This is a genomic window from Streptomyces sp. NPDC007088, assembly GCF_042869355.1.
Taxonomy (GTDB): domain Bacteria; phylum Actinomycetota; class Actinomycetes; order Streptomycetales; family Streptomycetaceae; genus Streptomyces.
Map to the genome: position 1 here is coordinate 106,267 of NZ_JBIAFO010000019.1, position 13,222 is coordinate 119,488.

The window sequence follows — 13,222 nt, forward strand, 5'->3', positions numbered from 1 at the left end:
CTGCTCTCCGTACCGGTCGAGTCAGCCCCACTTCTCGCGCCTCTGTGTCCATGTCCACGCCGCCGATGCGTCCACGCCGTCGTCCACGGCGCCGACGGAGCAAGGGGCAGCCGGTCCGGAGGGTCTTAGAGAGTTCCCGGGCGCTGCTCGGCGGCCGCGTCACGTCCCCGGCACCAGAGCTCGGGCCCCGCCCGACGTCACAGCCACCCGGCGAACTCCAGCAGGAGTTCCCCCCTCTGTTGATGTCCTGCCGCGACAGCCGCTGTTCCGGCCGCGGTGGCGCGGAAATGTGTCCACCCCTGCAGACGGTCGCGGTCCAGGTCGAGGGAGTCGGCCAACTTGGCCACACGGCGCCGTGCGGACGCCGCGCCACTGTTCGCCGCGACCAGATCTTCCAGGCGGTCGCGGGCCAGCCGAGCGACGTCGTAGGCCCGTTCGCCGATCAGGGGTTCGGGGCCCACGGCGAGCCACGGGAGTCGCTCTCCAGCCAGCACCTTCGCCTGCCGGAACGCCCCGTGCAGCAGCACGGTCTCGGCGCTGTCCGAGAGCAGCTCGTCACGTACGGCGAGAGCCGCTTCCACGAGGGGCCGCAGGAGGTCGTCGGCACAGTGACGCATCATGGCGGCGTGCCGCCCCGTACGAGCGGAGACTGTCTCGAAGGGGACGTCCCGCGGCGGTTCCACCCACAGACGGCGCACCGTGTCCGCGGCCTCCAGCATGGCTTTGGCCTGGGGCAGGGAGTTCAGGGACACCTCTGGACGCAGCCGTTCCAGCACCATGGAGCCGGGCTCGGACGTGCCCTGGGGCGTCTCGGGGCGCTGGGAGCCGTCCTCCAGCAGGCGGCATGCTCCAAGGCCCGCCCAGTGCGTCAGAGCGGCGGTCTCCAGAGCGGGAGCGGCCGATGGAGGGGCCATCTTCAGGACCGCGGGAGTCCCGTCGTGCCGGTGCACGAGAAGTGCCACACTGCTGCGGCCCCCGGGCTGGAGCAGTCGTTCGACCCGCAGCCCGTAGCGTGCGACGGCGGCGTCCACGAGTCCCGGCAGCTCCTCCAGCCACGAGGCGGCGCGGTCCCCTGCGTCCCCGGTGTCCCCGGCGTGGTGTCCCTCGGCCAGGGCTCGTACGAGACGCCGGGGCGGTTCGAGGACCATGCGGGACGCATCCTTTCGGCCGATTCCTGTTCATCCGTCCCGCGACGTACTGGGCCCCGGGGCGGGGCTGACGGAGGCGCCGGTGGCTGGAACCGATCGTTCGGCGAGACCTGGGAAGGCTACGCTGCCGCCCCGCCAACGCGCGGAGCGCACCGCTGACTCCCGCAGCGCGGCGGCCGCGTCCCGCCGGCGTTGTCCGGCCGAGGCACGCACCAGATCCGAGTAGACGCCGGCGACCTTGTCCTCCAGGTCCACTGCGAGCCGCACGGCGGCAGCGGCGTTCGCCACCGCGAAGGGCAGTGCGTAGGCGGCGGCTGCCGGCTCCGGCGTACCGCCCAAGTCGCGCACCGTTCTCTCGAGTTCGTCGCGCCGAGCCCGGTGGGCGTCAAACGCGGCTCGGGCGTCGCCGCGGCGATCGGCGTGCACGCGGCCACCCACCACGCCGTAACCGTAGACAGCGGCATGTTCCGCGCGCAGAGCGGCCTGGACGGCGCGCAGCAGCCGCGCCGTGTCCCTACCGCTCTCGGCGCCGTTCTTGTCGTCACCGACGGCACCGTCCTTGGCGTCCGGCGACGCGTGGCGCGCGCTCCCGAAGTGCGCCGCGTCCTCCTGGAATCCCATTACTTCTTGCCCTCCGTCAGCAGATAGGCGTGGGCGGCCCCCGCGGCCGAGACCGAGGCGAGAAGCCGGGCCAGTTCGTCCGGCGCGTCGACGAGCTGTCGGGAACGGCTGTCGGCCAGCCTCCGCTCCGCCGCCGCGAGTGCGGCGAGCGTGCCCCGCGTGTCCGGGGGCGCCGAGGGCGCTGAATCCGTCGCTCCCGGTGAGGCGCCCGCCACCGTGGCACTCCCTGAGTCAGTGGCCCCAGGGGAGGGGGACGTCTCTCCGGGAGAGGGCTTTTCGTGGGCGGAACTCGCCGCGTGGAACGCCGCCCTGTGCTCCGCGACGTCGTGACGGAGGGGACGCAGGCGGGAGCCGAGGTCCGGGTGGGCCAGCAGGGCGGCGTCGTACTGGCGCAGGAGTGCCTCGCTGTCGCGCACCGCACGCTCACTCAGCCGCTGGGCGGCCGATGCCTCCGCCCTGCGCGTGCGGCTCCCCGCCTCCTCGTCCCCGCCGGAGCACCCGCTCGCGAACGTCACCCCGATCGCTGCGGCGCTGGAGAGGAGCAGGCTCCTTCTGCGGGGCCCTGGCGGGGTACTACTCGGCGAACGGGGCAGCGACACGGCAGGCATCCTCGGCGGTTCGGGCGGACAGCAGACGACGGAGCGGGCGCCCCGAGGGTTGGGGAGCCGTGGGCGGCGACAGGGCCGCCCAGCGAGTCGGCCGGTGGGGCAGGCGGCTCGTACGGTCGGGCGACGGGGCAGGAGCGGGCTGGGAGCGGACGGACGGCAGGGCTTGGCGGCACGACGCGTCGCAGGGGCCCGGGTACGTCGAACGCTCACGCGGGGGGCCGTCCGGCGAGACCTGTGGGGAATCGGTCGGCCGAGACTGAGCAAACGGGGCCATGAGCCGATGCGGTACGTCGGTGATCACCGTACCCGCGCTCCCCTCTCGTACAGACGAGCGGGCGCCGGGCGCGGCCGTGGGGTCCATCGGAAGGCGTACAGAAGTTCGCCGGATCGACGGGGGACCCGGACGGCGACGAGGCGGCGGGCCGGACCGGTCCGTGCCGCGGAGCACGTGGCGGCAAGCGGCTTCAGGACCGGATACCCTTTGACCTGACACATGACCCACCACAACAGCACACGCGGCCGAGGAGTCACCCGGATGAGCACCACCCAGAGCGAGAGGCTGCGGCAACTGCTGGAACCGCTCGTCCTCTCCAAGGAACTCGATCTCGAAGAGATCACGGTGACTCCCGCGGGCAGAAGGCGTGTGCTTCAGGTGGTCGTGGACTCGGACGAGGGTGTCGCCCTCGACACCTGCGCCGAACTCAGCCGTGAGCTGTCCACCAAGCTCGACGAGTCGGACGCCATGGGCGACGGCGAGTACGTCCTGGAGGTCACCTCACCCGGCGCGGACCGGCCGCTGACGGAGCACCGTCACTACGTACGTGCCGTGGGGCGCCTGGTGAAGTTCCAGATCGCCGAGGCCGGTGAGCTGGTGGCACGGATCCTCGGCGTCGACGACGACGGCCTCGACCTGGAGGTGCCGGGCGTCAAGGGGCGCAAGCCCACCTCGCGTCGGCTGGCCTTCTCCGACATCGCGAAGGCCAGGGTCGAGATCGAGTTCAACCGTAAGGACAGGGCGGCGGACCGCGAGACGGACGCCGCCGACAAGGATGCCGGGCAGGCCGAGGCCGCCGCGCAGACCGAGAAGGCGAAGGAGGCGTAGCCGTGGACATCGACATGAGTGCCCTGCGGGGCTTGGTCCGGGAGAAGGAGATCTCCTTCGACCTGCTGGTCGAGGCGATCGAGTCGGCCCTTCTGATCGCCTACCACCGGACCGAGGGGAGCCGGCGCCGCGCGCGGGTCCGTCTGGACCGCGAAAGCGGTCACGTGACGGTCTGGGCGAGGGAGGACGCCGCCGACCTCGAAGGGCTGGAGGACGGCGCGGCCCCCCGCGAGTTCGACGACACCCCCTCGGACTTCGGCCGCATCGCGGCCACCACGGCCAAGCAGGTCATCCTCCAGCGGCTTCGGGACGCCCAGGACGACGTGACCCTCGGGGAGTACGCGGGGCGTGAGGGCGACATCGTCACCGGCGTCGTCCAGCAGGGGCGCGACCCCAAGAACGTCCTGGTCGACATCGGCAAGCTGGAAGCGATCCTCCCGGTCCAGGAGCAGGTGCCGGGCGAGGAGTACGAGCACGGCACGCGCCTGCGCTCGTACGTCGTACGGGTGGCCAAGGGGATGCGCGGTCCGTCCGTGACGCTTTCGCGTACGCACCCCAACCTCGTGAAGAAGCTGTTCGCCCTGGAGGTCCCGGAGATCGCCGACGGCTCCGTCGAGATCGCCGCGATCGCGCGGGAGGCGGGGCACCGCACCAAGATCGCGGTGCGCTCGACGCGCTCCGGCCTGAACCCGAAGGGGGCCTGTATCGGCCCCATGGGCGGCCGGGTGCGCAACGTGATGGCGGAGCTGAACGGCGAGAAGATCGACATCGTCGACTGGTCGGACAACCCCGCCGACATGGTGGCCAACGCCCTGTCTCCCGCTCGGGTGAGCAAGGTCGAGGTCGTCGACATGGCCGCCCGTTCGGCGCGGGTGACGGTGCCCGACTACCAGCTGTCCCTGGCCATCGGCAAGGAAGGCCAGAACGCCCGGCTGGCGGCGCGTCTCACCGGCTGGCGCATCGACATCCGGCCCGACACGGAGAACCCCGGGACCGGGGACGCCCCGGAGCGCGGTGACGGCGCGGAGCGCGAGAGCTCCCGCGACAGGGGGCCCCAGCGCGAGCGCTCCTGAAGGGGGTGCCGCCGTCCCGGGATCGTCTCGGCCTGATGGCGACGAGCCGGCCGAGGCCGGACGATGCCGACGGGCCGAGGGGCCGGGCGACGGGGCTCCAGGGCTCGGAGCGACCGTGGACCGGGGAGGGGCTTGCGTATCTGGGAGCTGCCTCGCCTGCCCCGTGGAATATGCCACGGGGCAGGGCGGTCGCCCTGCGGGTCCGCTGTCCAGTCTCGCGGGTCCGCTGTCCTGTGAAGGGCGCGGGCGTCAGGCCGCCCCGGCGGCCTCGTCTCCCGGGAGCGCCACGCGTCCCCGGTCCCCCGTGCAAATTGGGGACACCGGGCGCGCACCGTCGCGTTCGTTCCGTGGGAACGACCGAGTGCAGCGTGAGCGGGGCGACCGGACGCGTGGGATCAAGCGTGGTGCTGATCAGCGCCACGAGGAGCGGCCTCGTACCGCGCCTGGCGGTAACTCTCGTGCGGATCGAGCCGCCAATGGTGCACGATCGAGGCAGACCAAAAGAAGACGGCCGTTCGATTTTTGCCCCAAAGGGGTGAGGGCGGTGCGGGGAGGTAGACTTAACGGTGTCTGGTCGGACGCATACCCGCGTGTGCCCTGAACGCACCTGTGTGGGGTGTCGGGAGCGAGCGGCCAAGAGCGCTCTGCTGCGTACGGTGATGGTGCGGGGAGCCTGTCTCCCCGATCCTCGCGGTACGCTGCCCGGCCGGGGTGCGTACGTGCATCCCACCCCGGCATGTATCGACCTGGCGGTTCGCCGCCGGGCCTTTTCCCGGGCCTTTCGGGTCCAGGGAGCGCTCGACACGGCGGATCTTCGCCGCTTTGTCGAGCACGCAACACCGTAAGAAGCGCCGTCCGGAACCCCCGTGCGGCCCTGGTACCTCGCGAGTTGGAAGTAGGTCGAGATTGCGATGAGCACTCGATGAGTACGCGATGAGTACGCCCATGAAGTAGCGACGGTCCGGCGCACCCCGGACCTAAAAGGAGCGAAGTGGCTAAGGTCCGGGTATACGAACTCGCCAAGGAGTTCGGCGTCGAGAGCAAGGCTGTCATGGCCAAGCTCCAAGAACTCGGTGAATTCGTCCGTTCGGCGTCCTCGACGATCGAGGCGCCGGTAGTACGCAAACTGACTGACGCATTCCAGCAGGGCGGCGGTGCCGGCAAGTCCGGTCCCCGTCCCGGAGCGCCGCGCAAGCAGGCGCCCGCACGGCCGTCGGCGCCTTCGCCGGCCGCGCCGTCCCCCTCTCAGGCGGCCCGTCCGGCCGCCCCGAAGCCCGCGCCGGCCAAGCCCGCCGCGAGCGAGCAGCCGGCCTCGCGGCCCGGTCCGGGCCCCCGCCCGGGTCCCGCCGCGCCGAAGCCGGCCACTCCGGCGCCCAGCACTCCGGCGCCCGCCGCGCCCGAGTTCACCGCGCCTCCGGCGCAGGCTCCGCAGCAGCCCAGCCAGTCCGCCCCCCGGCCCGCCGCGCGCCCCGGTGCCCCCAAGCCCGGCGTTCGTCCGGCGCCCCAGGGCGGCCAGGGCCAGGGTCAGGGCGGTCAGGGTCAGGGTGGCCAGGGCCGTGGCGACCGTCAGGGCGCCCCGCGCCCCGGCGGCCAGGGCGGACGCCCCGGTGGCCGTCCCGCCGGTCCGCGTCCCGGTAACAACCCCTTCACCTCCGGCGGCTCCACCGGTATGGCGCGCCCGCAGGCGCCCCGTCCGGGCGGCGCCCCGCGTCCCGGCGGCGCCGGTGCCCCCGGTGGCGCTCCGCGTCCGCAGGGCGGCGGCCAGGGTGGCCCCCGTCCGCAGGGCCAGGGCGGTGCCGCGAGGCCCACGCCCGGTGGTATGCCCCGTCCGCAGGCCCCGCGTCCCGGCGGCGCCCCCGGTGGCGGCGGCGCGCGTCCGAACCCCGGCATGATGCCGCAGCGTCCCGCGGCGGGTCCCCGTCCCGGTGGCGGCCCCGGTGGCCGTGGTCCCGGTGGCGGCGGTCGTCCCGGTGGCGGCGGCGGTCGCCCGGGTGGCGGCGGCTTCGCCGGTCGTCCCGGTGGCGGCGGCGGTGGCGGCGGCTTCGCCGGTCGTCCCGGCGGTGGCGGCGGTGGCGGCGGCTTCGCCGGTCGTCCCGGCGGTGGCGGCGGCGGTCGCCCCGGCTTCGGCGGTCGTCCCGGTGGTCCGGGTGGCCGTGGCGGCACGCAGGGTGCCTTCGGGCGTCCCGGCGGTCCCGCGCGGCGCGGTCGCAAGTCGAAGCGGCAGAGGCGCCAGGAGTACGAGGCCATGCAGGCCCCGTCGGTCGGCGGCGTGATGCTGCCGCGCGGCAACGGCGAGACCGTTCGCCTGTCGCGTGGTGCCTCGCTCACCGACTTCGCCGAGAAGATCAACGCCAACCCGGCGTCGCTCGTCGCGGTGATGATGAACCTCGGCGAGATGGTCACGGCGACCCAGTCCGTCACGGACGAGACGCTGGAACTGCTCGCCTCCGAGATGAACTACACCGTTCAGATCGTGAGCCCCGAGGAGGAGGACCGCGAGCTGCTCGAGTCCTTCGACCTGGAGTTCGGCGAGGACGAGGGCGGCGAGGAAGCACTCGTCGCCAGGCCGCCGGTAGTGACCGTCATGGGTCACGTCGACCACGGTAAGACCAGGCTACTGGACGCCATCCGCAAGACGAACGTCATCGCGGGTGAGGCCGGCGGGATCACGCAGCACATCGGTGCGTATCAGGTCGCGACCGAGGTCAACGGCTCCGAACGTCGCATCACCTTCATCGACACCCCGGGTCACGAGGCGTTCACCGCCATGCGTGCCCGTGGTGCGAAGTCGACGGACATCGCGATCCTCGTGGTGGCCGCCAACGACGGTGTGATGCCGCAGACGATCGAGGCGCTCAACCACGCCAAGGCGGCCGACGTCCCGATCGTCGTCGCGGTCAACAAGATCGACGTCGACGGCGCCGACCCGACCAAGGTGCGCGGTCAGCTCACCGAGTTCGGGCTCGTGGCCGAGGAGTACGGCGGCGACACCATGTTCGTCGACATCTCCGCCAAGCAGGGTCTGAACATCGACAGCCTGCTGGAGGCCGTGGTCCTCACCGCCGACGCCTCGCTCGACCTCCGGGCCAACCCGGAGCAGGACGCGCAGGGCATCGCGATCGAGGCTCACCTGGACAAGGGCCGCGGTGCCACCGCGACCGTCCTGGTCCAGCGAGGCACGCTGCGGGTCGGCTCGACCATGGTCGTCGGCGACGCCTACGGCCGTGTCCGCGCCATGCTCGACGACCTCGGCAACACGGTCGAGGAAGCCGGTCCCTCGACGCCGGTGCAGGTCCTGGGCCTCACCAACGTCCCCGGCGCCGGTGACAACTTCATCGTGGTCGACGAGGACCGTACGGCCCGGCAGATCGCCGAGAAGCGGGCTGCCCGCGAGCGCAACGCGGCCTTCGCCAAGCGCACGCGTCGCGTCTCCCTGGAGGACCTGGACAAGGTCCTCAAGGAAGGCGAGATCAAGCAGCTCAACCTCATCATCAAGGGCGATGCCTCTGGTTCGGTCGAGGCTCTCGAGTCCTCGCTGCTCCAGCTCGACGTCGGCGAAGAGGTCGACATCCGGGTCCTGCACCGCGGCGTCGGTGCGGTCACGGAGTCCGACATCGACCTGGCGATGGGTTCCGACGCCATCGTGATCGGCTTCAACGTGCGCGCCGCGGGGCGTGCCACGCAGATGGCCGAGCGCGAAGGTGTGGACGTCCGGTACTACTCGGTCATCTACCAGGCCATCGAGGAGATCGAGGCGGCCCTCAAGGGCATGCTCAAGCCGGAGTACGAGGAGGTCGAGCTGGGCACCGCGGAGATCCGCGAGGTCTTCCGCTCCTCCAAGCTCGGCAACATCGCCGGTGTGCTCATCCGCTCCGGCGAGGTCAAGCGCAACACGAAGGCGCGGCTGCTGCGCGATGGCAAGGTCATCGCGGAGAGCCTCAACATCGAGGGTCTGCGTCGCTTCAAGGACGACGTCACCGAGATCCGCGAAGGCTACGAGGGCGGTATCAACCTCGGAAACTTCAACGACATCAAGGTCGACGACGTCATCGCGACGTACGAGATGCGCGAGAAGCCGCGTGCCTGACGTGCTGACGCACGGCTGATGCACGGCTGACGTACCGGGGCCGGTCGGCGGGAGTTATTTCCGTCGATCGGCCCCGTACGTTGCGTGTACGGTTTGGGTGTCCCTGTCAAGAAGTGACAGGGTCCCGTACCCCGGACCGGCGGGACATCCGGAACGACATGTATGTGGGGACACTGTCCTTCGACCTGCTCCTCGGCGACGTCCACTCGCTCAAGGAGAAACGCTCCGTGGTGCGTCCCATCGTGGCCGAACTCCAGCGGAAGTACGCGGTGAGCGCGGCGGAGGTGGGAAACCAGGACCTGCACCGGCGGGCCGAGATCGGTATGGCCCTGGTCAGCGGCGACGCCGGCCATCTCACGGACGTACTGGAGCGGTGTGAACGGCTCGTGGCGGGACGTCCGGAGGTGGAACTGCTCGCCGTACGCCGGCGTTTCCACGGAGACGACGACTGAGGGCGACGTCCACCGACGAGACCGGCGGCGACGCCGGACGGGGCGGTGTGGCACCACCCCGTCGGCGCGGGGCCTGACGTCGCCCCGTACGCCGTACGGAGCAGCCGGACGGAGCCGTGCCCGGCCCCGGACGGCCTACCAGAGCAATACCAAGAGCAGCACATCCGACGCAGGAACAGCAGGAAGTAGGGAGACGGACCGGTGGCCGACAACGCGCGCGCCCGTAAGCTGGCCGATCGCATCCAGGTCGTGGTCGCGGAGACCCTGGACCGGCGAATCAAGGACCCGCGACTGGGATTCGTGACCATCACGGACGCCCGGGTCACCGGCGACCTCCGGGAGGCCACGGTCTTCTACACGGTCTACGGGGACGACGAGGAGCGCGCGGCCTCCGCCGCCGCGCTGGAGAGCGCCAAGGGTGTTCTGCGTTCCGAGGTCGGGCGCCAGACCGGCGTGCGCTTCACCCCCAGCCTGACCTTCGTCCCGGACGCGCTGCCGGACACGGCGCGCACCATCGACGACCTGCTGGACAAGGCCCGCTCCAAGGACGCCGAGGTACGCCAGGCGTCCACCGGGGCGGCGTACGCCGCGGGAGCCGACCCCTACCGCAAGCCCGCCGAGGACACCGACTCCGAGGACGAGGGCGACGACGGGGCAGAGCCGCAGGGCAAGGACGGGGACAGCACCGCAGAATGACGAAGCACAGCACGACGCCGGACGGCCTGGTCATCGTCGACAAGCCGTCCGGCTTCACTTCGCACGACGTGGTGGCCAAGATGCGCGGCATCGCCGGCACGCGTCGCGTCGGCCACGCGGGAACGCTCGACCCGATGGCGACCGGTGTGCTGGTCCTCGGGGTACAGCGGGCGACCAAGCTCCTCGGCCATCTGGCACTGACCGAGAAGGAGTACGTCGGCACCGTCCGGCTCGGTCAGAACACCGTGACGGACGACGCGGAAGGCGAGGTCACGTCCTCCGCGGACGCGTCCGCCGTGACCCGTGCGCAGGTCGACGAGCAGGTCGCGCGCCTCAGGGGCGACATCATGCAGGTGCCGTCCAAGGTCAGCGCCATCAAGATCGACGGCAAGCGCTCCTACAAGCGGGCCCGTGAGGGCGAGGACTTCGAGATCCCCGCCCGCCCCGTCACCGTGTCGTCCTTCGTCGTGTACGACGTGCGGCCCGACGTCGCGCAGGACGGTACGCCCGTGCTCGACCTCGTCGTGTCGGTGACCTGTTCGTCGGGCACCTACATCCGGGCACTGGCCCGCGACCTGGGGGCACAGCTCGGCGTCGGCGGTCACCTGACCGCGCTGCGCCGCACGAGGGTCGGACCGTACCGTCTGGACGGCGCCAGGACGCTGGAGCAGCTCCAGGAGGAGCTGACCGTGATGCCGGTCGGCGAGGCCGCCGGTGCGGCGTTCCCCCGCTGGGACGTCGACGCCCGGCGCGCCGCCCTCCTGCTCAACGGCGTCCGGCTCGACATGCCGGACGAGTACACGGGGCGCGGCCCCGTCGGCGTGTACGACCCGCAGGGCAGGCTCCTGGTCCTCGTGGAGGCGGAACGGGGCAAGGCCAAGAGCCTGGCCGTGTTCGCCTGACGGTGCGGCCGCGGCGGCGTCCGTGCGCGGCGCCTCGGGTGCGGGCGCCGGGCACGGCGCGATTCCTGGGGCCCCGGCCCCAGAACGATGGCTGCCCGATGAGTGCGTGCCCTGTGGGGCATGGCACTCTTAGACCTGCGGATTCGTCGAATCCGGCAACAGGCCCACAGAACAGGTTCGACAAGGAGCGGTCACAGTGCAGCGCTGGCGTGGCTTGGAGGACATCCCGCGGGACTGGGGACGCAGCGTCGTCACCATCGGGTCCTACGACGGGGTGCACCGCGGACACCAGCTGATCATCGGGCGTGCTGTGGCCCGTGCCCGGGAGCTGGGTATTCCGTCGGTCGTCGTCACCTTCGACCCCCATCCCAGCGAGGTCGTGCGGCCGGGAAGCCACCCCCCGCTGCTGGCCGCGTACCACCGGCGGGCCGAACTCATGGCCGGGCTCGGTGTCGACGCGCTGCTGATCCTGCCGTTCACCGCCGAGTTCTCCCAGCTCGCGCCCGCCGACTTCGTCCTGAAGGTCCTGACGGACCGGCTGCACGCGCGGGTGGTCGTGGAGGGGCCGAACTTCCGCTTCGGCCACAAGGCGGCCGGCAACGTCCAGACACTCACCGAACTCGGCCGGACCCACGACTACGAGGTCGAGGTCGTCGACCTGTACGTCAGTGGCGAGGCCGGTCAGGGGCAGCCGTTCTCGTCGACCCTGACGCGTCGTCTGGTGGCGGAGGGGGACGTGGCGGGTGCCGCGGAGATCCTCGGGCGCCCGCACCGGGTCGAGGGGCTCGTGGTGCGTGGCGCCCAGCGCGGCAGAGAGCTCGGTTACCCGACGGCGAACGTCGCGACGTTGCCGCACAGCGCCATCCCCGCGGACGGCGTGTACGCGGGCTGGCTGCACGTCAACGACGAAGCGATGCCCGCGGCGATCTCGGTCGGAACCAACCCGCAGTTCGAGGGTACGGAGCGCACCGTCGAGGCGTACGCGATCGACCGTGTGGGTCTGGACCTGTACGGACTGCATGTCGCCGTGGACTTCCTCGCCTACGTGCGGGGACAGGAGAAGTTCGACTCCGTGGAGGCACTGCTCGTGGCCATGGCGGAGGACGTCGAGCGGTGCAAGGCCCTGGTCGTCGCCTACTCGCCGAAGGACGGCGCGGACGGCGCGGACGGCGCGGACGGGGCGGACGACAGCGCGCGATAGGGGCGTGGAGAAGCGGTACGCCCCCCCTCGCAGCACGAAGGTTTCGAGGGACCGGACGCGCGGACCGCGCGGACGAACGGGAGGCCCGGCGCACGGCGCGCCGGGCCTCCCGCGTGTCACGACCTCTGCCGACGATCGTCCCGTGGAGGCCCCGTCGAAGGGTTCAAGGTGCCGAAGTCCCCGTGACGGCGCCCTGCCCCTCGGCGGGGAGATCGCCGGCCCCGGACTCCGGTGCCTCTTTCGCGGCCTGGACTGCGGCCCAGTGGCAGGCGACGCCCGGAGAGCGGCCGTCCAGCACCGGGAGATCCCGTGTGCGGCAGTCGTCCGCGACGCCTGCCTCCGCGGCGGCACCGGAGGAGAGGATCTGGCACCGCGCGTGGAAGCGGCATCCCGAGGGGATACGGGAGGGGTCCGGCGGCTCCCCGCTCAGCACGACCGGTTCGCCCTCGGCCTCGGGAAGCACGGACAGCAGCGCCTGTGTGTACGGGTGGCGGGGCCGGGTCAGCACTTCTTCCACGGTGCCCACCTCGACGACGCGTCCCAGGTACATGACGGCCACCCGGTCAGCGATGTTCCACGCCAGTCCCAGGTCGTGCGTCACGACGAGCGCGGACAGCCCCAGTTCGTCGCGCAGTCGCAGCAGCAGCGCCAGGATCTCGCCCCGCACCGAGGCGTCGAGTGAGGCGACGGGTTCGTCGGCGATGATCAGCTCTGGTTCGAGCGCGAGTGCCCCCGCGATGACGACGCGCTGACGCTGACCGCCCGACAATTCGTGCGGAAAACGCAGGAAGAAGCGCTCCGGGGGACGCAACCCCGCCCGGGACAGGGCTTCGGCCACGGCGGCGCGTTCGTCGCCGGGGTGGCGGTGGATGCGAAGCCCTTCGGCCACCGCGTCGTAGACCGTGTGGCGCGGGTTGAGGGAGCCGCTGGGGTCCTGGAGGACGAGTTGGGCCCGCTTGCGGTACTTCTTCAGCGCGCGGCTGCTGTAGTGCAGCGGTTCGCCCGCGAAGGTGACGCTGCCCGAGGTCGGTGTCACGAGGCCCAGCAGGGAGCGGGCGAGCGTCGTCTTCCCGCAGCCCGACTCGCCGACCAGCGCGACGATCTCGCCCGCACCGATGTCCAGGTTCACTCCGTCCACAGCGCGGGCCGGCGGGCCGCCACGCCGCCCGGGAAACGTGATGTGCAGATCGGCGGCGCCCAGCAGCGGCGCCTTCGACGTGGTGGGCGTGGTCATCAGGTCGTACTCCTAGCGTCGTCGCTCCCGCGCTGCACGTCGTGCCCGTCGGCCGACAGCTCCGGGCCGGCGCCCCGTGTCGCACCGTCCTCGGTCGC

The 13,222-nt window shown here is 71.8% G+C and carries 12 protein-coding genes; 8 read left to right on the forward strand and 4 right to left on the reverse strand.

Annotation, left to right across the window (positions count from 1 at the left end; all coding sequences use genetic code 11):
* Positions 1–197 precede the first annotated feature (197 nt).
* From ACFYMP_RS25930 to ACFYMP_RS25940, 3 genes are read right to left on the reverse strand one after another with little or no spacing between them, the layout of a single operon-like run.
* Positions 198–1,148, reverse strand: a complete 951-nt coding sequence (locus ACFYMP_RS25930) for an aminoglycoside phosphotransferase family protein (protein WP_388861965.1) — start codon at positions 1,146–1,148, stop codon at positions 198–200.
* 30 nt (positions 1,149–1,178) lie between these two features.
* Positions 1,179–1,769: a ferritin-like domain-containing protein gene (locus ACFYMP_RS25935; RefSeq protein ID WP_388861967.1), complete on the reverse strand. Its 591-nt coding sequence runs from the start codon at positions 1,767–1,769 to the stop codon at positions 1,179–1,181.
* Entirely contained in the window at positions 1,769–2,185 is a 417-nt protein-coding gene (locus ACFYMP_RS25940; RefSeq protein ID WP_388861969.1) for a hypothetical protein, read from the reverse strand. Before ACFYMP_RS25940 ends, ACFYMP_RS25935 begins: the two co-directional genes overlap by 1 nt.
* 727 nt (positions 2,186–2,912) lie before the next feature.
* Between ACFYMP_RS25940 and rimP the strand changes: the two genes are divergently transcribed.
* The 8 genes from rimP (at position 2,913) to ACFYMP_RS25980 (ending at position 11,890) form a co-directional block, all read left to right on the forward strand.
* On the forward strand, positions 2,913–3,479 hold the full coding sequence (gene rimP / locus ACFYMP_RS25945) for a ribosome maturation factor RimP (RefSeq protein WP_388861971.1): 567 nt from the start codon (positions 2,913–2,915) through the stop codon (positions 3,477–3,479).
* A 2-nt stretch (positions 3,480–3,481) separates the two neighbouring features.
* Positions 3,482–4,552 carry a transcription termination factor NusA gene (gene nusA, locus ACFYMP_RS25950; RefSeq protein ID WP_388861973.1) on the forward strand — a complete coding sequence of 357 codons (1,071 nt, stop codon included), beginning with the start codon at positions 3,482–3,484 and terminating at the stop codon, positions 4,550–4,552.
* 566 nt (positions 4,553–5,118) lie between these two features.
* Positions 5,119–5,397 carry a YlxR family protein gene (locus ACFYMP_RS25955; protein ID WP_388861975.1) on the forward strand — a complete coding sequence of 93 codons (279 nt, stop codon included), beginning with the start codon at positions 5,119–5,121 and terminating at the stop codon, positions 5,395–5,397.
* 146 nt (positions 5,398–5,543) lie between these two features.
* Entirely contained in the window at positions 5,544–8,639 is a 3,096-nt protein-coding gene (infB, locus tag ACFYMP_RS25960; RefSeq protein WP_388861977.1) for a translation initiation factor IF-2, read from the forward strand.
* 158 nt (positions 8,640–8,797) lie between these two features.
* A complete protein-coding gene (locus tag ACFYMP_RS25965) occupies positions 8,798–9,091 on the forward strand; it encodes a DUF503 domain-containing protein (protein WP_388861979.1) in 294 nt (97 codons plus the stop codon).
* A gap of 201 nt (positions 9,092–9,292) precedes the next feature.
* Positions 9,293–9,787, forward strand: a complete 495-nt coding sequence (rbfA, locus tag ACFYMP_RS25970; protein ID WP_388861981.1) for a 30S ribosome-binding factor RbfA — start codon at positions 9,293–9,295, stop codon at positions 9,785–9,787.
* Positions 9,784–10,689, forward strand: a complete 906-nt coding sequence (gene truB / locus ACFYMP_RS25975; protein ID WP_388861983.1) for a tRNA pseudouridine(55) synthase TruB — start codon at positions 9,784–9,786, stop codon at positions 10,687–10,689. Before rbfA ends, truB begins: the two co-directional genes overlap by 4 nt.
* A gap of 196 nt (positions 10,690–10,885) precedes the next feature.
* Positions 10,886–11,890, forward strand: a complete 1,005-nt coding sequence (locus ACFYMP_RS25980) for a bifunctional riboflavin kinase/FAD synthetase (RefSeq protein WP_388861985.1) — start codon at positions 10,886–10,888, stop codon at positions 11,888–11,890.
* A 163-nt stretch (positions 11,891–12,053) separates the two neighbouring features.
* Here the strand turns inward: ACFYMP_RS25980 and ACFYMP_RS25985 are convergent, their stop codons facing one another.
* Positions 12,054–13,124, reverse strand: a complete 1,071-nt coding sequence (locus ACFYMP_RS25985) for an oligopeptide/dipeptide ABC transporter ATP-binding protein (RefSeq protein ID WP_388861987.1) — start codon at positions 13,122–13,124, stop codon at positions 12,054–12,056.
* Between the last annotated feature and the right edge of the window lie 98 nt (positions 13,125–13,222).